Below are 20,573 nucleotides of genomic sequence, written 5' to 3'. Positions count from 1 at the left end.
GTAAGGTCATACGTGATCCAATAGCTCTTTTCCTTAGCTATTGAACCTCTGTGTCTGAAACAATCAAAAATACTCTTCTTTGTTACAAAGATAAGCGTCTGCTTTTTGTCTTTTTATTCGGTATCGCTAGTGGTTTCCCATGGGTGATGATTGGCTCTGCACTATCTGCATGGCTACAAGAAAGCGGCCTAAGCCGCTCTTCTATTGGTTTAATTGGCTCAATCACCATTGCTTATTCAATCAACTTTCTATGGTCACCTTTATTAGATAGAGTTCGACCGCCAATTCTAGGTCAACGGCGGGGTTGGATTGTCACCACCCAAATAATGATTATTATGGCGTGCGTTGCTATGGCTGTAGTGCCAGCACAAGAGAACCTGTTAGCTATTGGTTTAGTCGGCTTCTCAATTGCTCTATTTTCAGCTACTCAAGATATTGCCATTGATGCATACCGTATCGATATCATCAAGCCCCATGAAAAAGACAAACTTGCTGCCGCATCATCAATGGCAACGGCAGGTTGGTGGACCGGTTATGGGGGTTTAGGCGCAATCCCCTTTTTCATTTCCGACATGGCAGGATGGCAATGGTCAGATATTTACTTCGTCCTTGCCGCTATTATGGCTGGACTTATGCTGTTGGTATTTTTCAGTGATGAACCTGTTACTAGCCGCATCGAACAACAAGTGGCAGCCAGTGCTCGATACGCTAAGGCCTTGGTTGGCGATTTGCAACTAAATCGCTCTCAGCGCTTAGTGAACTGGCTAGCCGTAACATTAGTAGAACCTTTTCGCGATTTTTTCGCTCGCAATAGCGTAAAACTGGCTCTCTCCATTTTAGCGTTCATTTTTTTATTTAAGATCGGTGAAGCCTTTTTGGGACGAATGAGTATTGTTTTTTATAAAGAACTAGGGTTCACCAACAGTGACATTGGTAGCTACTCAAAACTACTAAATTGGTGGGTAACTATTGTTTTCGCTGTTTTAGGCGGCATGGTTAATGTGCGATACGGAATCTATAAAGGTTTAATGACCGGAGGGCTCGCTATGGCGACAAGTAACCTGATGTTTGCATTAATGTCAGTAGTGGGGCCGGATAAAGCGTTATTTGCAGCCACAATCTTCGTAGACGGTTTTACCGCAGCTTGGAGCTCAGTGGCGCTAGTGGCGTTTATTTCACTGCTTTGTAATCAAGCATTTTCTGCTTCCCAATATGCATTAATGGCATCGTTAGGGACTCTAAGTCGAACCTTAATGGCTTCAGCCAGCGGCTTCTTGGTTGATTGGATGGATGGTAACTGGGCTTTCTTTTTCATCTTAACCGCCATAATGGTGATACCTAGCTTAATCATTTTATGGTTAATTAAAGATCATATATATGCTTTAGAAAGGCGTGATCTAAAGTGATTTCGTTTTTGCCGAGTCCCTAGTGCAAATAATCAGCTAAAATTAAAATTTGCTGACTCGGTTTCGTCCTCCCTTTTTAGAACGATACAAAGCTTGGTCAGCTTTTTCCAACCAAACCATATGATCTTGGTAAGTCACACTAAACTCAGCAATACCAATACTGACAGTAAACGGAATCTCATTGCCTTCATAAAGCGGTAATAAATCTTCGCAACCACTTCGTATCCTTTCAGCCACAATCATAGAGTTTTCAGCGTTCGTTTCTGGCAATAATACTACAAATTCTTCACCACCGTAGCGTCCGGCGAGGTCAGTTTCTCGGATAGATTGTTGCACAACTTTAGCCAAGGTTTTTATTATGTAGTCACCGGCAGGATGACCATAGGTATCGTTAACTTTTTTAAAGTGGTCAATGTCTAGCATCAATACAGAAGCTGGAAAGCCATTACGTACAATTCGTTTATGTTCAAGGGAAAATTGCTCTTCCCAATAGCGACGATTAAATACCCCTGTGAGCCCATCAACACGACTAATTTGCTGCAATTGTTGATTAAGGGACTCGATGCCCTTTTTATTTAAAGCTTCATCGGTCACGTCATAAACCACGATACAGATCTGCTCAACATCCCCTTCGAAAGAAGTCAGCGGGAACAATGTAACATTCTGATACATAAAGTCTGAAGCGGAAGTGATTGGTCGACTGGTTTCAAATTTAAATAAATAGGGGCGTTGTTCCCAAATAATAAATGCAGGGCTTTTGAGACTAACAACGGGCTCTGTTTTGACTAAGAACCAGTCTTTATCTATTTCAGGAAAAAATTCAAACAGATTCTTATACTTGATTCGACTAGGCAAAATACCACTATTGTTTTCCATGAACTGATTCCACACCAGAACATTAAAATCACGGTCTAGTACGGTGATCCCCACTTCAATCGAGCCGAGCAAATCAAACTGCCAATGCAGTGCATTAATGTCAGAAAAGTCGTCGCCCATTATTTATCAGTTACCTTCTACCAGTTTTTCAAACATAAGATCGATTGATTTATCTGGAAATAATAAGAGTAAATCAAAATTGATAGATTTAGCTTTAATCTCATAACCTATTTCAATTGCTAACACTCTATTCCATCTCGATACATTATTTTTCAACAGTTTGTCTAATCCACAATGCTGCCCCAAAATAATAGGGTGGTTGTGGGTAAAGGTCACATTTAATTGCTCTGACAAGGCTGTTAAACAAGCACTGACAGCAATATTCGCCACATCCATCAGCGCTTCTAACTCGCTAGACTCATTGATTTCAACTTGCTTGTAATTAAGCAGCTCGACCAAATTAGCGAAGTTTGAATCATTAAACATCATTATAGCTTCGCCACTAATACCTGCGCTAATAAATCCTTTGGAAATGGCTGACACACTTTCATTATCACTAATTTCCGCCATTGCCATATGCAATTCTGTGGTTTCAATTAAGTTAACGTTAGGTATGGGTAAATCAATAAATATATTTAGCAGTTGTGCTAATTTCTCACCAGCTTGTCCCATAGCAACATTGGCCATTTCTCGATAAACATCCAACTTTTCCGCCATTGAAAATTGTTTTGACTGAGAAAGGGCTGGCATAGCAGCAGGGTTTATATCACGAATAACACTCGAGCCTGATGGCGAATCACTTTCAGTATAAAGGCCATATTGAGACAAGATTGTAGCAAGCTTTTCATTATCGACTGGTTTACTAATAAAATCTAAAGCGCCCATCTGCTTCATACGAGCTCGGGCTTGAGGTTGAACGTCCCCAGACACCACAATCACTAAAGTAGGTAAGTCTTGTTCTTTGATAACCTGCATGGTTTGGTAACCATCCATGATAGGCATATTTAAATCTAAGAAGACCAACTCTGCTTTACCAGCTTTGATCATCTCGATACCTTGTTCACCGTTTTCAGCAAAGCTTAAACTTATATCCCAACCACTAGGTAACGCCCGAGCCATTTGCTTGCGGGCGAACCCTGAGTCGTCACAAATAAGTATATTAATCGACACGCGAAGTTCTCATCAGATTGCAACCGGTGCTTTAATATGTGGATAAGATTGATAATCGACTAATTCAAAGTCATCAATTGTGAAATCAAACAGGCTTTTGACCTCTGGATTTAATTTCATTTTTGGCAGCGCTAACGGCTCCCTAGATAATTGTAGTTCAGCTTGTTCTAAGTGGTTGGTATAAAGGTGGGCGTCACCAAATGTATGGATAAAATCGCCAAGTTGCAAATCACAGACTTGTGCAACCATCATAGTTAATAAGGCATAGCTTGCGATATTAAATGGAACTCCTAAAAAAATGTCTCCGCTGCGCTGGTATAACTGACATGACAACTTATTATCAATTACATAAAACTGGAACATAGTATGGCATGGTGGTAGAGCTTGTTTGCCATGCTTGGCATTCTCTTTGGGGGATAATTTACTATCTGGTAATACAGTAGGATTCCAAGCACTTAACAATAACCGACGAGAATCAGGATTATGTTTTATTTGCTCAAGTAGTTCGCTAAGTTGATCAACTACAGTCCCATCTGTTCCTTGCCAACTGCGCCATTGTTTACCATACACAGGCCCAAGTTCGCCTTCATCGGTGGCCCACTCGTCCCAGATGCTAACGCCATTATCCTTTAAGTACGCTATATTTGTTTCACCTTTAATAAACCATAGTAATTCGTGGATTATTGAACGTAAGTGACATTTTTTTGTGGTGATTAAAGGGAAACCGTCAGCTAAATTGAAGCGCATTTGGTAGCCAAATATACTTAACGTACCGGTACCGGTTCGATCTTCTTTTTTGCTGCCATTTTCCAATACATGACGCATTAATGATAAATATTGCTGCATTTTAAACTTTCTTACCTTTTTTTAATTTAGTACTTTGTGGTTGATATACTGCATTTTGCTTATAAGCCCAAACAACCATCAAAATGCCAGCGATAATCATCGGTAATGATAACATTTGACCTCGGCTGAGAAAGCCTAAATACAGGTCCAAATGACTATCCCACTGACGGAAAAACTCCACAAAAAATCTAAAACTTCCATACCCTAACAAGAATAGACCACTAACGGCACCGATAGGACGTGGCTTCTTAGAATATAACCACAAAATAATAAACAACAAAACCCCTTCTAGGGCAAATTCATAAAGCTGAGAAGGGTGACGCGGCTCACTGCCGGCATTAGGGAAAATGATCGCCCATGGAACGTCTGTTGTGCGCCCCCATAATTCAGAATTGATAAAGTTACCTATTCGCCCAGCGCCAAGTCCAATGGGAACTAGGGGAGCGATAAAATCGCCCACCACCAAAAAAGGAACTTTTAAGCGTCGCGCACTCAACCATAATGCGGTTAATACACCGAGCAAACCGCCATGAAATGACATGCCGCCTTCATTAATTTTAAACAGGTACAGTGGATTATCCAGAAATAGATCAAACTGATAAAACAACACATAACCAATGCGGCCACCGAGAATAACCCCTAAGAAACCCCAAAATAACATATCGCTAAGTTGCTCTTTGCTCCAGCCAGTGCGGGCAAGGCGACGATTCGCTAACCACCATGCCGCAACAAAACCGACCAAATACATCATTCCATACCACTTGGGACTTAAAAATCCTAAATCGAATATGGCGGGATTAATTTCAGGGAGGGTGTAATAACTTTGCGACATAATTTCAATTATCCTAAAAACATTTGCAAACTAACGACCACTAGGAAGGCGGCAAATATTTGCTTTAAACGTTGTGTATGTAAACGGTGGCTAATTTTAGCCCCAAATTGGGCAGTAAATATCGAGGTCATCACTATGCCCAATACTGCCGGTAAATAAATATAACCAAATGCTGCTGTTGGTAAACCTTGCACATTCCAACCTGCTAAAACGAAGCTAAACGAGCCAAAAATAGCAATCACCATACCGCAAAATGCAGCACAGCCAATGGCTTGTTTAATGTCGACCCGAAACCAAACTAAAGCGGGCACCATAATAGCGCCACCGCCAATCCCCATAAATGCAGAAATGATCCCAGTTACACATCCAATCCCCATTAACATTGGCTTTGAAATGCAGCTTTTGACACTTTTGGGTTTTAAAAAAATCATTTGTAATGCAATGAATAAGACCATAAAAGCGAAAATTAATTTTAAGCTTTGTACTGGAATTCTCACCGCTATCTGGGGGCCAACTAAAGCGCCGAGAATAATACCAAGTGCACACCAGATAACAATCTTTGAATTTACATGTCGCAAGCGAATGTGCGAGAGTGTGGAAGACAAACCAGTGAGGATAATAGTCGACAAAGAAGTGGCAATAGCCATAGGTAATGCATGTTGTAAAGGCAGCCCTAAATGACGCTCAAATATATACATCAATACTGGCACTATAATTAAGCCACCACCAATACCCAGCAAACCCGCCAGCAAACCAACAATGGCACCCAGCGACAAATAGACCGCAAAGAAAGTTGGTATTTCAGACAATTAAATACCTGCTCGAACTAAACCGCCCAACCCTATTGTTTCAAGATATTGGTTTACCTGCTCACGCACTTTCCAAGGGTCATCGCAGCTCAAAACACTGTCCAATAATAATTTAGATTGTTTTACAGTGACGCTTCTCACAACCCACTTAATTTTTAATAAGTTGTGACTATTCATACTAAACTTATTGTAACCCATGGCTAATAGTAAAATTATCCCTCCTGGTTCACCGGCCAATTCGCCGCAAACGGTAATAGAGACATCATGTTCATTTGCCTGTTTAACAATACTTAAAAGTGCTGATAGTACTGCCGGATGATAACTGTCATATAAGCCTGAAACACGTGCGTTATTGCGGTCTACTGCCAGTAAATACTGAGTTAAATCGTTGCTGCCCACTGAGAAAAAATCGACTTTTTTAGCCAATTGGGGAATTTGATAAATGACCGCGGGAACTTCCAACATCACCCCTATTTTTGGCATTTCAAGGACTTTACCGGTTTCTGAAATTTCTTCCGAAACTTCATGATATGCCTGTTTAATTAAACGTTTAGACTCGTCAACCTCAGAAACTGACGTCACCATAGGTAACATAATCTGTAGATTACCCAAACCGATGTTTGCCCGCAGCATAGCGCGTATCTGTACTAGAAAAATTTCTGGGTGATCAAGAGTAAGTCTGACACCACGCCAACCCAAAAAGGGATTTTCTTCAGTGATGGGAAAATAGGGTAATGGCTTATCACCACCTACATCCAAAGTACGCATTGTAATGGGTTTATCCGGGGCAGACTCCAACATCTCTCGATATAGGTCCATCTGCTCTTGTTCAGAAGGGAAACGCTCTCTGAGCATAAAAGGCACTTCTGTCCGATATAAGCCGACACCTTCACCATGGGTGAAATTGGTATTTTCCATCTCAGCCGATAGACCCGCATTAATAAAAAGAGACACGGGATAACCATCCTCTGTTACAGAAGGAAGATGCGCTTTTTCTAAAATACGATCAGAAAGTTCTTGTTCTTCCGTTACCAGAATGTTGAATTCTTGGCGAACACTTTCCGAAGGTGAAACAATCACCTCACCAGAGTAACCATCAACCAGTAGCTTTTTTCCATCCAAAAGAGATAGAGGTGCATCAGACAAGCCCATTACGGCGGGTAAGCCCATTGCTCGAGCCAAAATAGCGGCGTGTGAGTTACTAGAGCCTCGTACGGAGATAATGCCGCACAACTTCATAGTGGAAAACTCAGCAAGCATTGGAGCGGTTACTTCTTCCGCTACAAGAATTGCATTCTGATTCACATCTAACGGTCGCTGGTCAGGACTATCTGTCCCCAAAATATTGGCAAGTATGCGATTAGATAGATCTTCAATATCAACAGCTCGCTCTTGCATATAAGGATCACTCATATTGCGAAACCGTTGGATATAATTTTCAATAATATATTTTAATGAACTGGCGGCATCCCAGCCATCTTTGATTCGCCCTTCAACTTCGTGACCAAGACTATTGGCATCCAAAAGGTGGCTGTAAATTTGAAAAATAGCTTGGACATCACTAGGCACTTGCCCTTCAACTCGGTTCGATAGCTCTTCTACTTGCGCGCGAGTAATATTCACCGCTTCACGATAGCGGGCGATTTCCAATTCTTTGTTTTTAGAGCGTTTCGCAACGTGGCTGGCCAAACTGACCTTAAAGTGCGGTACAAAACCAATCCCCATTCCCAAACCAGCAGAACCCGGTACACCAGATATTTTCCGTTGCCATTTATCGCGGTTATTGTCATCCACAAAAGATAGAAAACCACGGGTTTCAGCATGTACAATTTCTAATGCTATTTGGGTGGAAAGGGTAACTAAGAACGCCTCTTCGTCTTCACTGAAACGACGCTTTTTTTGCTGCTGTAAAGTTAATACCCCCAAAACTTTACGTTGATGTATGATTGGGGTTCCAAGAAATGCGTGATATTTCTCTTCTTTAACTTCTGGATAATGCTTGTAACGAGGATGAGACTGGGCATCAAGGATATTTAAAGGTTCTTCCCGCTGACCGATTAAACCAATCAGCCCCTCAGAAAAACCGATTGCGACCTTACCAACAGCACCAGATTCGAGGCCGTCGGTGGCCATTAGCATAAAATGTTGTTTTTCGTAATTTGCGAGATAAACCGAGCAGGAGTCAACTCCAATAGCCCCTTTGATACTGCTAGTCAGGTGCTTTAAAGCCTCCTCCAGCACGGGGATTTTACTAACTTCCTGAACTATCCGTTTTAAGCTCGTTATCATGGGTGTTAAAAATTATCTCCGCCGTCTACGACTCCGTTGAGACTGATTGTTTTTCGTATAAATCGGCATGGCAAAAGACACGAACTCTTTCATTACGCGCCGATATACATCTCGTTTAAATGACACAACGTTTCTGACTGGATACCAAAAACTTACCCATCGCCAATCGTCAAACTCTGGATGTCCTGAACTCAACACATCTACGTCTGACTCTTTGCATTCAAGTTGCAACAAAAACCACTTCTGCTTTTGTCCAATACAAACTGGATTAGTTCCTTGCCTAATCAATCTTTTAGGTAATTTATACCTAACCCAATTTTTGGTAACTCCGAGTATTTTAACGTTTTCTGGTTTTAATCCAACTTCCTCATTTAACTCACGATACATAGCCTGTTCAGCAGTTTCACCTTGATCTATTCCGCCTTGTGGAAACTGCCATGAATGTTGTCCATAGCGCTTTGCCCAAAATACTTGCCCCATTCTATTGCAAATCACTATACCGACATTCGCGCGGAAACCTTCGGCATCAATCACTTTGACTCCCAGGGGGATTGATTTCTTTAATATTTTGCCATTCTTCCATAAACTAAGGGTCAAGCAAAGCAATATCATCGCTGACTGACTTAATGGCGATTAAAAAACTTTAGGAAAAGGTTACATTTGATCAAACCCGCAACGACTTCCCCTGCCACAATTGAAGAGCTCCTTACACGAGCTCAGGCGTTAGCTGGCCTAACGTTAGGCGAATTAGCTAAATGGGCAAATATTCAAGTTCCAGCCAATTTTAAACGAGAAAAAGGTTGGACTGGACAGTTGTTAGAACTGTTTTTAGGTGCCCACGCTGGATCCAACCCTGAACAAGATTTTCCCGATTTAGGTGTAGAACTAAAAACCTTACCCATAAATTCACAAGGCATGCCCTTAGAAACGACTTATGTTTGTTTTGCACATTTGCTGAATGTTTCAGGGGTGACTTGGGAAAACAGTAATGTTAGAAACAAGCTGAATTGTGTTTTGTGGGTGCCTGTGGAAGGTAATCGCGAACTTTTACCAGCACAACGTAGAATCGCGACCCCCGTTCTTTGGCAACCTAGCCAAAAGCAACTGGCTGTGCTCAAGCAGGATTGGGAAGAGCTAATGGATATGATAGTCCTGGGAGAAGTAGAGCAGATCACTGCAAAACATGGTCAAGCGTTGCAAATTCGTCCTAAAGCAGCCAACGGTAAAGCATTAACCGATGCGATTGGAAGCCAAGGTTCGATTGTGCAAACTAGACCAAGAGGATTTTACTTGCGTAAGCAATTCACCCAACAAATACTGCTAGACGCTTTTTCTGACTTGTAATCCTCGCAAATAAAATAGGGCCATGAAAGGCCCTTTAACTAATTTACCATCCACATTATTGAGGGGTTCTTAACACCATCAAACGCAGTTCTGTCATGTCTTCAATGGCATAGCGAATACCTTCACGACCTAAACCTGACTCTTTCACACCGCCATAGGGCATATTGTCTACTCGCCAGCTAGGTACATCACCAATGACAACACCTCCAACATCCAAAACATCCCAAGCTTTATGGGCTTTATAGATATCTCTGGTGAATACACCAGCTTGCAAACCAAACTGACTATTGTTTATTTCCTCAAGGGCTTCATCGTAATCACTAAAAGGAGCAATGATGGAAACTGGACCAAAGGCCTCATCAGCATTAATACTGGCATCCGTAGGTACGTTTTCCATTACCGTTGCTTGCAGCATAGCACCATCACGTTCGCCACCACATAACACACTAGCCCCTTTAGATTTAGCTTCAGCAATCCAACCATCAAGACGGGATGCTTCAGATTCGGAAATCATGGGACCAATAAAGGTGTCTTCGCTTAAGGGATCACCATGTACCAAGTTTGACACTTTTTCGACGTAACGCTTTTTGAAATCCGCATAGATGGATTCATGTATCAAAACACGTTGCACACTAATACAGCTTTGCCCAGATTGATAATAAGCACCAAACACGATGCGCTCGATGGCATCATCTAAATCGGTATCGTGATCAACAATACAACCAGCATTTCCACCAAGTTCTAGAATTACCGGTTTTTTACCCGCACGGGCTTTTAGGTCCCAACCTACATCAGGAGACCCAGTGAAACTCAGTAATTTAAATCTATCATCAGTTGTAAATAGATCTGCACCATCACGGCTACAGGGTAAAATTGAAAAGGCTCCGGCAGGCAAATCCGTTTCAGCTAAAATTTCACCGATTATCAGCGCTCCTAATGGTGTGCGGCTTGCTGGCTTAAGCACAAAAGCGCAACCTACTGCCAATGCAGGCGCAACTTTGTGAGCAGCTAAGTTTAGTGGAAAATTAAAGGGGGAAATAAATGAACAAGGTCCGATAGGCACTTTTTTGTACATCCCCTGATACCCTTTGGCACGGGGTGTAATTTCCAAATTCATCACTTCACCAGTGATTCTGACAGACTCTTCAGCAGCTATTTTGAAAGTATCAATTAAGCGAGTTACTTCACCACGAGCGTCTTTGATTGGCTTCCCCGCTTCAATACATAACGCATACGCCAACTCTTCAAAGCGCTCTTCAAAACGTTTTACGCAATGGTTCAATATTGCTTGGCGTTCGTACGGTTTCATTGCTGTCAGCGCAGCCTGACTTTTTTCTGCAGCTTCAATTGCTTGATCAATTACATCAGCTTTTGCCATAGCTACTGTTGTAGCAGCTTCGCCAGTATATTTGTTGGTAACGACTAAATCTTGGTTAGCAAAAACAGCGTTATTCGCTAAGTAATAAGGATAAGTTTTTTGTAACATAGTAGTTCCTATAGTTTTTGGCTAAGTTCGCGAATCGTTTTATTCAACGTTTGGTCATTCAAAGAATAATCAACCGGCACATCGATGAGATGCACTGCCGGTTCTGCTAAACAAGCCTCAACTCTTGGTAACAACTCCTCTGCTGAGTTAATTCGCCAACCTTTAGCGCCATAACTTTGTGCGTACTTAACAAAATCAGGGTTGCCATAATCTAAACCAAAATTATCGAACGACATATGCGCTTGCTTCCACTTAATCATACCGTATGCATCATCACGCAGAATTATCACCACTATATGCAGATTAAGACGCACAGCAGTTTCCATTTCTTGACTGTTCATCATAAAACCACCATCACCACATACTGTAATGACCGATTTTTCAGGATTCACAATTTTAGCTGCCATTGCCGAGGGTAGGCCAGCCCCCATGGTTGCCAGAGCGTTATCGAGTAATAGCGTGTTAGGAAAATAGGCAGGATAATTTCGTGCGAACCAAATTTTATACACGCCATTATCTAAGGTAACAATGCCATCTTTTGGCATGGCTATGCGTATGTCTCGCACAAAACGTTCAGGCAAAATAGGAAAACGGTCATCATCTTCTGACACTTTGCGATGGGCAATGTAGGCATCATGAACGTCACTGTAAAAATCTAGTTTCCATTTATTCGATGGAGTAATGTTTTGTTTGATCTGCCATATACTATTGGCAATATCACCCACGACTTCTAATTGCGGGAAGTAAACTGGATCTACGGCGGCAGAGGCAAAGTTCACGTGGATCACTTTTTTACCATCATTGCTCATGAAAAATGGTGGTTTTTCAACGACATCATGGCCAACATTAATGATTAGATCAGCCCGTGAAATAACCCTATGTACAAAATCACCATCAGACAACGCGGTATTACCCATAAATAATTTTCCACTTTCGTCTAAAACGCCTTTCCCCATTTGTGTGGTAATGTAAGGAATACCGGTTTTTTCAACGAACTCTTTGAGCATTTTTGCGGTTAGCTTACGGTTTGCAGCAGCACCAATGAGTAGCACCGGTGACTTCGCAGCTTCAATCATATCAACAGCACGTTTTATAGACTTATCTTCCGCAATTGGACGTCTGACGGTACTGGCTTCTATCAACTGAGCATTGGTTTTTTCGGCTGCAATATCTTCAGGCAATTCAATATGTACGGCACCTGGACGCTCTTCGTGTGCCAAACGAAATGCTTCACGAACAATTGAAGGAATTCGATCACCACTCACAACTTGGGTAGTATATTTAGTCAGAGGACGCATCATATCAACAGCATCTATAACTTGGAAACGACCTTGCTTGCTAGTTTTAATTGGTTTTTGACCAGTGATCATCAACATTGGCATCGCACCAAGTTGCGCATAGGCTGCAGGTGTAACTAAGTTGGTGGCTCCTGGGCCTAAAGTAGACAAACAGACGCCAACTTTTCCAGTTAGACGACCATAAGTTGCAGCCATAAAGCCTGCCCCTTGTTCATGTCTCGTCAGTATGAGTTTAATAGATGATTTTCTTAAAGACTCTAATAAATCGAGGTTTTCTTCACCGGGGATACCAAATACATATTCGACACCTTCGGCTTCTAATGCTTGTACAAATAAATCTGATGCTTTCATATTTTTCCCATTAGATTATTGGCAAGAACTTCTACTATAAACATTTAAAGATAGACCATCATTCCAATCAAGCTAAATGATAAATACTTTCTACTATTCAGATTTAGCCTTTTAAGGATTTGAGAATGCTCAACTTCACTAGTCGACTCCCCCTCAAACAACTACTTGTTATTTTCTCGTAGAACTTATTGAATGTTAGTTTTCGTTACTGTTTTCAAAAACTAGATTGAGTGCACATAGAGTACTCATTGAACTTAAATGTTTAAATGTGGTTACTTTAATCGTTTAATTACATCAAAGAAGAAAATCCACACTTCGTCTTAGCAAGCCTATTATTTGGCCGTTTTGGGGGAGTTCATTTTCACCGCTTTAGCATTTTTCTTTTTATCGCGCTTACTCATCAAACCTATGTATTTGACAAAAACGTTGCTTAAATATTTTTCCGAATTAAATCCAAGGCGTCTAGCCACGCTAGTCACCTTTTGGTCAGTACGCATAAGTACTTTCTTGGCATATTCTAGTCGGTAATGATAAACAAAGGCTCGAAAATTTCGATTCAACACAAACCTTGTGGCCAAGGCCAAAGCGGCAGGTTCAACATGTGCAGCATCAGCTACTTGCTTGATTCTAAGGCCTTTACGTTTATAAGCTTTATGTTGAATGATGGCTTTTTCAGCTTGTTTTAAGGTAAACCTGAGATGATCCTCGGAATAGGTTTTTTTGTCCATCTGAGAATAAACGAAAGGAGTGGGTGAATATTTTCGGTTCTGGACTAAAAGTAAAATTATATACAAACAGCCAATGGCGTTGAGCATATTCACTAAAGTCTGCCAATGCACAATGGCTGGCAACCAATCAAACATCGCCAAGCCAATAATGCAGATGGATAAAAATGAAGTGAACATGAGGATATAACAGCCATTGGCAGTGAAACGCATTTCGAAAATATCGATGTCAACGACTTGATCTGACAAATAATAATGGTAAGAAGCCAGATATTCAGCGGCATGAACCGCAAAACTTAGAGTAATAATGGCAGTGAATAAATACGTGGCATAAAAAGGCCAATTTACCAGCAAATCACCCACTGGAGGTGAAAACAACATCCCCACCCTCACTTCGTTTGACTCTAGCCAAAGTGGTAGCTGACCAGCTATCAGCAACAAACAGGGAATAAAAAACAAGATATTATTGTTGGCAAACTTAGCGATTGTTAATTGCCGAATACTTAACACTACACAAGCAATAATAATGGCCGAGAAGAACTGTGAAGTGCCAACCAAAAAACTCAACTGGGACTCATAGCCTGATAATTTTAACCACTCATCTAACAACAATAATGGCCAAAGCAAGATAGCCACCAATATTAATTTGGCGTGGGGAAATTGCCCATACCGAACCCAGATCAAAATAAGCCCAATAAACCAACCTATCAGCATAGAGCTAATTGCGATTTGATAGAGACTCATTTCACCCATGATGTGTTCACCAATATGTTTCCACAGACGTGGCAACTTCTTTACTTAACTCTATAACGGACAGAAGACTGTTTTTCTTAACCTCACTCCACTGTAAAAGTTCGGTTTTATCTTCTACATCAGAGTCTAATAGCTTAGTTTGAAACACTTTAAGCTTGCGTAATTCTTGGATTCCCTCCAAAACATCCTGCCATGGATCTAAAAATGGTTGACGTCGATGATTATCCAAACATGAGCCTACTAACAAGTCCGTATTTAATGCACTCAGTAACTCTTTGTAATGTTTTAAATAACCTTCCATACTGCAAACATCTGAGTTAACGCTAGCAAACACTCCTTGCCACTTTTTCTGCAAAACCGCAACGCCATGCTCTTTTAAGGGCTTGGTATAATCCTCGGATATTTTTCGCCAAGGGCAAGTCACTAAAAGTCGAGATAGACGAAGCTGCAACAATGAGTTGTCTTGGTGAGTAATCAAATAATGAGGGCGCGATAAGTTCAAAGTGCCATCTTGTAAGCCTCTTAAATAGCTTACTAATGCATCGTGCTGAGACAAACGTTTGCTATACATACCTCGCTTTGAACGTAGGGCCCGAATACTTTTTAATTGTTCAATCCAAGCCCATTTATTTAAGCGTAAATTTAACCCTATGCTGAGTTCGTCCATGGCTTTACACTTAAGGGGTTTTGAATACAGCCGCACGCAATCACGGGTTAATCGCAATCCAACATAGATATCGACTAAATCGGTCACTTTTTTGGTTTGCATATATCGATACTCTGCTTGTTGCCAAAATGACAATGCATAACCTAACCCTTTGATAAAACCAGATTCACAGTTATCGCTATCTGATAAGTCAACACTGCTAACTTTTTTCGGTTCTGGCGCCAGAGCATTGCGGGCCAGAGTGAAGCCTCTTCCCGCTTTACTTAAATTGCATAATTGGCTCGGTGCCAAACTTGCCATTTTTTCAGCAATATCGAACAACACCGCAACATCACCATTTTTTAGCTCCAACTCCATCTCACAAATATCCGCACTATTGTCCGTGGTGCTAACAGTGCCTTTATCCAAAACTAATTCGACGTCGGTGCCATCAGATAGCCTTAGCAGGAACGCTTTTCTTTTAAAGTCGGTGTTAAAAATTGGAATAATCTTTTCTTGTAACTCAGCAAGCGTTATATCTCGAGGCCAAATACTAGGATCAAATAGTTCCAAAGAGGGCGACAACGAATCTATGGAAACATTATATTCTGGACGTTGGTGCAGACCACCAATACTCTTACCAGCGGTTTTCACTGTCTGTTCAATGCCTTTTTCACTGCTGCGAACACGTAACCCAATACTTTGGCTACTTAACAACCATTCTGGTGTATCAAAGTATTGATTAAATAGCGTAAATTCTGATGTTTCAATATTCGCTGAAAACTGCCCTAAGGCGAATAATAACTCAGATTCGTCAATACCATTGGGTAGCAACAACTTTAATTCAATTTCTTTTTCCATTAAAACACGTGTCCGATGAGAGGATAAATTAGCGGGTAATCAATGGCCTAAACAATACTCCGAACAACAAACTAAGGCAATCTATCAAAGCTTCACTTGCCTTTGGGAATACAAGGCCATACCATTTGTCTAAATTTGTATTAACATTGATGAATTATGGGCAAGCTTTCAACCACAATTTTATTTATTTTCACGTTGACTATTAGCAACGTAAGTGCACAACAAGAGCCAAACGATGGCTCAGGCGACATTCGATATATTACAGACGACCTATCTGCATTTATGCATACAGGTCCGAGTAGAAATTATCGTATCCTTGGATCAGTTATAGCCGGTACCCGTATCACGGTTTTACAACAGAATAAGGATACTGGGTTTATCGAAATAATTGATGATAAACAACGTACCGGGTGGGTTGAATCTCAATATGTCAGCAGAGATCAAAGCATCCGCGAACTCGTTCCTGGACTTCAACAAAGTGTTAAAAAGTACAGCTCTCAAATTGCACAACTAAATAAGTCTAATGATTTATTAAGCCAGCAACTTTCCGACTTAACTAGTCAAAACAAAGTGTTAGTGAAAGATTTAGAAAGTCAAACCAAAGAGACTCAGAAGCTGCAACGAGAACTAGATATGCTAGACCAAAGTGCTCAAATGAAGTGGTTTACCCGCGGCGGTATTATTGCTTTAGTCAGTATTTTATTGGGTGTCATTATTGCGTATTTACCTAAAAAGCGTAAACGCAGTGACCAATGGATGTAATTTGTAAGTTGCGCAATGCACTTCTTAAATGAAGTGCATTGTAAACTGATCTTCCCCCTCTCTTTAACGTAATATCCTTTTTGTAGTTTCTCGACGTTTCTTCTTCCAAACTGGTATAAACAGGTCGTCTTTTTGACTGTATTTCTGCCATTTCAATCTATACACTCGCGCGATTATCACTCGCTCATTCCTTAACGGAGGTACAGTATGCTTTTTCAAGGTAATTTAGTAACCAGTTGTCCAATTCGTCAAAAAATAAGAGACTTTTATCGTATAGATGAAAATTTGGCTGTGGACCATATTCTACCTGATGCAGAGGTATCAGTTAGTGCCCGAAGTAGAGCGTGGGAGCGAGCCAGAAAAATGGTCTTACGCATTCGTCGTGAACAAGAAGGTCACGGCGGTGTAGATGCATTGCTTAATGAATATTCACTGTCCACCGCTGAAGGCGTGGTACTCATGTGTTTAGCTGAAGCACTATTACGTGTGCCGGATAAAAAATCCCAAGATGCATTGATCCGCGACAAGTTGTCAAAAGGTGCATGGAGCACACACTTAGGAACCAGTGATTCAATCTTTGTTAATGCTTCTTCTTGGGGGCTGTTGCTCACTGGCAACATGGTTTCCTATACCGATCATCGTAAGCGCAATAGTATTGGGCTGTTGAAAAAAACCCTAGGCAAAATGGGTGAACCCGTTATTCGTAAAGCCATGAACATTGCCATGAAAGTCATGGGTAAACAGTTTGTTATGGGAGAGAATATCAATGATGCCTTAGAACGTGCAGATGAAAAAGAACAACAAGGTTACGTTTATTCCTACGATATGCTTGGCGAAGGTGCGCGCACAGCCAAAGATGCTGAGGAATATTTCAATGCCTACAAAGAAGCGATTCATGCCATTGGTAAAGCCGCGAACAAAAAAGGACCAAAACGTAGCCCAGGTATTTCCGTTAAGTTATCGGCAATTCATCCTCGTTATGAGTTTACCAATCGTGAAGAAGTATTGGATGTCATTCCAAAACTACTCAAACAATTATGTATGCTGTGTAAAGAGTATGACATTGGTTTAACGGTAGACGCCGAAGAAGCTGACCGCTTAGATATCTCTTTAGACATCATTGAAAAGGTATTTTCCGATCCTGATTTGGGCAATTGGAGTGGATTCGGTTTAGCGGTGCAAGCCTATCAGAAACGCTCTTTGTATGTGATTGATTGGCTTAGAGATTTAACATTGAAAACTGACCGGACTATGATGGTTAGACTGGTAAAAGGAGCTTATTGGGATACAGAAATTAAAAATGCTCAGCAAGATGGTTTAGAGCATTTCCCGGTATTCACCCGTAAATCATCTACAGATGTGTCCTATCATGCCTGTGCCAACCGCTTATTAGCGTACAAAGACACTATTTATCCTCAATTTGCCACTCATAATGCTTACACAGCTTCGGTTATTCTGGAATTAGCTGGTGATGATAAAGAAGGTTTCGAATTCCAGTGTCTTCATGGCATGGGCGATAGTCTGTATGACCAAATTGTGGTTGAAGAAAAAGTACAGTGTCGGGTATACGCTCCCGTTGGTGAACATGAAGACTTGTTAGCTTATTTAGTAAGACGACTATTGGAAAACGGGGCCAACTCATCTTTTGTAAATGCTATTGTAGATGATAGCAAACCGGTTGAAGACTTACTTGAAGATCCCGTTGAAAAAACCCAACGATTAAAATTCAAATACAATCAGCAAATTCTCAAGCCAATTGATTTATATGGCGATGAGCGAGCTAACTCTAAAGGTCTGGACTTAACTGACATCAATCATATTGCACCTCTTAAACTTGCACTAGATCGTTGGAAGTTTGAAAATTGTGTTGCCCAACCTGAAGAAAATGAAACTATCCATGTGGTGCGCAATCCAGCCAATCAAGATGAAGCAATAGGCCACTTAACCTTTGACTCCCCAGAGCAAATAAAACACAAACTTGAATTAGCCGAACGCGCATTCAAACAATGGTCTAACACCTCCGTTGAAGCTCGTGCGGATATATTAAGGCACACAGCTGATGCTCTTGAGCGTAACTCCGATGAATTAATGGCGTTGTGTTTAAAAGAAGCGGGAAAAATAGCTCAAGATGCCATTGATGAGATTCGTGAAGCCGTTGATTTTTGCCGTTATTACGCAGCCAGAGCTGAAGAGTTATCCGAAGATGATCGGCTCAGCCCTCGCGGAGTTGTACTTTGTATTAGCCCATGGAATTTCCCATTAGCCATTTTCTTAGGTCAAGTAGTTGCGGCATTGGTTACGGGCAATACAGTGCTTGCTAAACCAGCGGAACAAACAAGCTTAATCGCCATTCGTGCTGTGGAGTTAATGGAAAATGTTGGGCTACCTAAGGGGACATTACAAACGGTAGTGAACAGAGGTCCAGTTATTGGCAATACACTATTGCCAGATGACAGAATTAAAGCAGTGATTTTTACAGGTTCGACCCAAACCGGAAGTCTAATTGCAAAAGAGTTGGCGAACCGAGGAACTGAGCAAGTCCCCCTTATTGCAGAAACCGGTGGCCAGAACTGTATGATTGTGGATTCAACCGCGCTGCCTGAGCAAGTGGTAGACGATGTCATAGCCTCAGGTTTCCAAAGTGCAGGACAACGCTGTTCAGCATTACGAGTATTATTTTTACAAGAAGATATTGCCGATACCATTATTGAGATGTTACTAGGCGCTATGCAGGAACTTAGAGTGGGTGATCCCGCTATGCTGTCTACAGATATTGGCCCTGTTATTGACCAAAAAGCGTTAGACAGTTTGCAACAACATGTTATTGATATGCAGGGTAAAGCAAAGCTACTTTACGACGCACCTTTGCCAGAAGAGTGTCAAAATGGATTCTATTTCACACCAAAGTTGTACGAAATTGACAATATTAATGTGTTAACCAGAGAAGTCTTTGGTCCTTGCGTGCATATCGTCCGATTCAAAGAAAAAGACACCCTGAACATAGTTGAACAAATCAATGGCACTGGTTTTGGATTAACCATGGGTGTACATTCGAGAATTGATGAAAAAGCCATGGAGTTGGGACGCTTATCTCGTGCGGGTAATGTCTACATCAACCGTAATATGATCGGTGCAATTGTTGGCGTACAACCTTTTGGTGGCCGCGGATTGTCAGGCACCGGACCTAAAGCTGGCGGTCCTAATTATTTACCTAGATTAATGATTGAAAAAGCTACGCCGTCCAAGGGCCAAGTAAAAGATGAATTGCAAATTCAGCAGGTATTTGAAGCGGTAGGTGTCGATGAAAGCGAGGCATTAAAAATAATGACAAATGCTGCAGAAGCTGAATTTGATTGGCGCTTAACTAATCTCACTTCGCGTATATCTTGGGTGCGTCAGTTACTCGCTAAGCTTGCCAGAGTCGATATTCTCGACGAATTGGCTGAAGATTTAGATCAAACCTTAGCGGTTTCTCGAGCCCAATTAATTAAAATTGAAAGAATGCTTAAAGCGCCTAAAGAACTACCAGGGCCTACAGGTGAATCCAATACACTCTACCTCGAACCTAGAGGGGTTTTATTGTGTTATGCCGATGAGCAGGTAACCTTTGAATACTGGGCACTGTCAATTGTAACTGCGCTAGCCACAGGTAATGTTGCCATCGCAGTGGTGTCTGATTTGTTTTACGATGAGGCTACTGAATTTGTCAATAAATGGCGTTCTATTGGCGCGCCAGAAGCAGTGCTTCAAGTGGCTAAACTTTCCCACTTACAAGCTTTATTAGATGCCCCACAACTTGCTGGGGTCGTGGTCGATAGTCAAAGTCATAGTAAAGCATATTTTGCGAAAAAATTAGCCCAACGTGAAGGCGCTATTTTGCCGGTTATTACCTCTGAGTACTCTGACAACCTTATTCAACGTCTATTAACTGAGAAAACCATTAGTATCGATACTACGGCATCGGGCGGAAATACCAAGCTGATGACTTTGGAAGAATCAGATGATTAATCCGCTACCACTAATACATTTATCAAAATTTTAAATGATCCCAAACCTGTGAGCTTTTTCTCACAGGTTGCTAATTCAATTAAACATTTTATTGGGTTTTTGATTAAGTGG

General features: G+C 41.2%; 15 protein-coding genes. 4 read left to right on the top strand and 11 right to left on the bottom strand.

The genetic code is table 11. The features are described from left to right. Positions 1-50: 50 nt before the first annotated feature. Positions 51-1,406, top strand: coding sequence for an MFS transporter (locus AB6T38_RS10985; RefSeq protein WP_372547361.1), 1,356 nt, complete (start codon positions 51-53; stop codon positions 1,404-1,406). A 42-nt stretch (positions 1,407-1,448) separates the two neighbouring features. On the opposite strand, the gene AB6T38_RS10980 is transcribed toward AB6T38_RS10985, so the two are convergent. The 7 genes from AB6T38_RS10980 to rppH are packed head-to-tail and all read right to left on the bottom strand — an operon-like array spanning position 1,449 to position 8,762. Then, entirely contained in the window at positions 1,449-2,402 is a 954-nt protein-coding gene (locus AB6T38_RS10980) for a diguanylate cyclase (RefSeq protein ID WP_372547360.1), read from the bottom strand. Positions 2,403-2,408: 6 nt separating this feature from the next. Then, positions 2,409-3,452 carry a response regulator gene (locus AB6T38_RS10975; RefSeq protein WP_372547359.1) on the bottom strand — a complete coding sequence of 348 codons (1,044 nt, stop codon included), beginning with the start codon at positions 3,450-3,452 and terminating at the stop codon, positions 2,409-2,411. A 12-nt stretch (positions 3,453-3,464) separates the two neighbouring features. After that, positions 3,465-4,298: a thymidylate synthase gene (locus AB6T38_RS10970; RefSeq protein ID WP_372547358.1), complete on the bottom strand. Its 834-nt coding sequence runs from the start codon at positions 4,296-4,298 to the stop codon at positions 3,465-3,467. A 1-nt stretch (position 4,299) separates the two neighbouring features. Then, positions 4,300-5,130: a prolipoprotein diacylglyceryl transferase gene (gene lgt / locus AB6T38_RS10965; protein ID WP_372547357.1), complete on the bottom strand. Its 831-nt coding sequence runs from the start codon at positions 5,128-5,130 to the stop codon at positions 4,300-4,302. 8 nt (positions 5,131-5,138) lie between these two features. Then, entirely contained in the window at positions 5,139-5,939 is an 801-nt protein-coding gene (locus AB6T38_RS10960; protein ID WP_372547356.1) for a sulfite exporter TauE/SafE family protein, read from the bottom strand. Further along, complete coding sequence (ptsP, locus tag AB6T38_RS10955; protein ID WP_372547355.1) at positions 5,940-8,228, bottom strand: phosphoenolpyruvate--protein phosphotransferase; 2,289 nt, start codon at positions 8,226-8,228, stop codon at positions 5,940-5,942. It abuts the gene before it with no gap. A gap of 12 nt (positions 8,229-8,240) precedes the next feature. Next, positions 8,241-8,762 (bottom strand): RNA pyrophosphohydrolase, encoded by a 522-nt coding sequence (gene rppH / locus AB6T38_RS10950; protein WP_372547354.1) that lies wholly within the window; start codon positions 8,760-8,762, stop codon positions 8,241-8,243. A 129-nt stretch (positions 8,763-8,891) separates the two neighbouring features. On the opposite strand from rppH, the gene mutH reads away from it, so the two are divergent. Next, positions 8,892-9,572, top strand: coding sequence for a DNA mismatch repair endonuclease MutH (mutH, locus tag AB6T38_RS10945; RefSeq protein ID WP_372547462.1), 681 nt, complete (start codon positions 8,892-8,894; stop codon positions 9,570-9,572). A gap of 55 nt (positions 9,573-9,627) precedes the next feature. On the opposite strand, the gene AB6T38_RS10940 is transcribed toward mutH, so the two are convergent. From AB6T38_RS10940 to AB6T38_RS10925, 4 genes are all read right to left on the bottom strand, one after another. Continuing rightward, positions 9,628-11,058 carry an aldehyde dehydrogenase family protein gene (locus AB6T38_RS10940; protein ID WP_372547353.1) on the bottom strand — a complete coding sequence of 477 codons (1,431 nt, stop codon included), beginning with the start codon at positions 11,056-11,058 and terminating at the stop codon, positions 9,628-9,630. A gap of 8 nt (positions 11,059-11,066) precedes the next feature. Continuing rightward, on the bottom strand, positions 11,067-12,707 hold the full coding sequence (locus tag AB6T38_RS10935; RefSeq protein WP_372547352.1) for an acetolactate synthase large subunit: 1,641 nt from the start codon (positions 12,705-12,707) through the stop codon (positions 11,067-11,069). A 332-nt stretch (positions 12,708-13,039) separates the two neighbouring features. Then, on the bottom strand, positions 13,040-14,185 hold the full coding sequence (locus AB6T38_RS10930) for a helix-turn-helix transcriptional regulator (protein ID WP_372547351.1): 1,146 nt from the start codon (positions 14,183-14,185) through the stop codon (positions 13,040-13,042). A 7-nt stretch (positions 14,186-14,192) separates the two neighbouring features. Continuing rightward, positions 14,193-15,692: an inorganic triphosphatase gene (locus tag AB6T38_RS10925; protein ID WP_372547350.1), complete on the bottom strand. Its 1,500-nt coding sequence runs from the start codon at positions 15,690-15,692 to the stop codon at positions 14,193-14,195. 156 nt (positions 15,693-15,848) lie between these two features. On the opposite strand from AB6T38_RS10925, the gene AB6T38_RS10920 reads away from it, so the two are divergent. Together AB6T38_RS10920 and putA are read left to right on the top strand one after the other, a co-directional pair. Further along, positions 15,849-16,454, top strand: coding sequence for a TIGR04211 family SH3 domain-containing protein (locus AB6T38_RS10920; RefSeq protein WP_372547349.1), 606 nt, complete (start codon positions 15,849-15,851; stop codon positions 16,452-16,454). 207 nt (positions 16,455-16,661) lie between these two features. Continuing rightward, positions 16,662-20,462, top strand: coding sequence for a bifunctional proline dehydrogenase/L-glutamate gamma-semialdehyde dehydrogenase PutA (gene putA, locus AB6T38_RS10915; protein ID WP_372547348.1), 3,801 nt, complete (start codon positions 16,662-16,664; stop codon positions 20,460-20,462). Positions 20,463-20,573 lie beyond the last annotated feature (111 nt).

The sequence above is a fragment of the Aliiglaciecola sp. SL4 genome (assembly GCF_041538045.1).
GTDB lineage: Bacteria > Pseudomonadota > Gammaproteobacteria > Enterobacterales > Alteromonadaceae > Aliiglaciecola.
This window is presented reverse-complemented; position numbering and strand designations above follow the sequence as displayed.

Excerpts from the sequence above, each read along its gene's own strand:
- AB6T38_RS10980 (WP_372547360.1), bottom strand. The coding sequence starts at position 2,402 with ATGGGCGACGACTTTTCTGACATTAATGCACTGCATTGGCAGTTTGAT.
- AB6T38_RS10970 (WP_372547358.1), bottom strand. The coding sequence starts at position 4,298 with ATGCAGCAATATTTATCATTAATGCGTCATGTATTGGAAAATGGCAGC.
- lgt (WP_372547357.1), bottom strand. The coding sequence starts at position 5,130 with ATGTCGCAAAGTTATTACACCCTCCCTGAAATTAATCCCGCCATATTC.
- ptsP (WP_372547355.1), bottom strand. The coding sequence starts at position 8,228 with ATGATAACGAGCTTAAAACGGATAGTTCAGGAAGTTAGTAAAATCCCC.
- AB6T38_RS10940 (WP_372547353.1), bottom strand. The coding sequence starts at position 11,058 with ATGTTACAAAAAACTTATCCTTATTACTTAGCGAATAACGCTGTTTTT.
- AB6T38_RS10935 (WP_372547352.1), bottom strand. The coding sequence starts at position 12,707 with ATGAAAGCATCAGATTTATTTGTACAAGCATTAGAAGCCGAAGGTGTC.
- AB6T38_RS10930 (WP_372547351.1), bottom strand. The coding sequence starts at position 14,185 with ATGGGTGAAATGAGTCTCTATCAAATCGCAATTAGCTCTATGCTGATA.
- AB6T38_RS10925 (WP_372547350.1), bottom strand. The coding sequence starts at position 15,692 with ATGGAAAAAGAAATTGAATTAAAGTTGTTGCTACCCAATGGTATTGAC.
- AB6T38_RS10920 (WP_372547349.1), top strand. The coding sequence starts at position 15,849 with ATGGGCAAGCTTTCAACCACAATTTTATTTATTTTCACGTTGACTATT.
- putA (WP_372547348.1), top strand. The coding sequence starts at position 16,662 with ATGCTTTTTCAAGGTAATTTAGTAACCAGTTGTCCAATTCGTCAAAAA.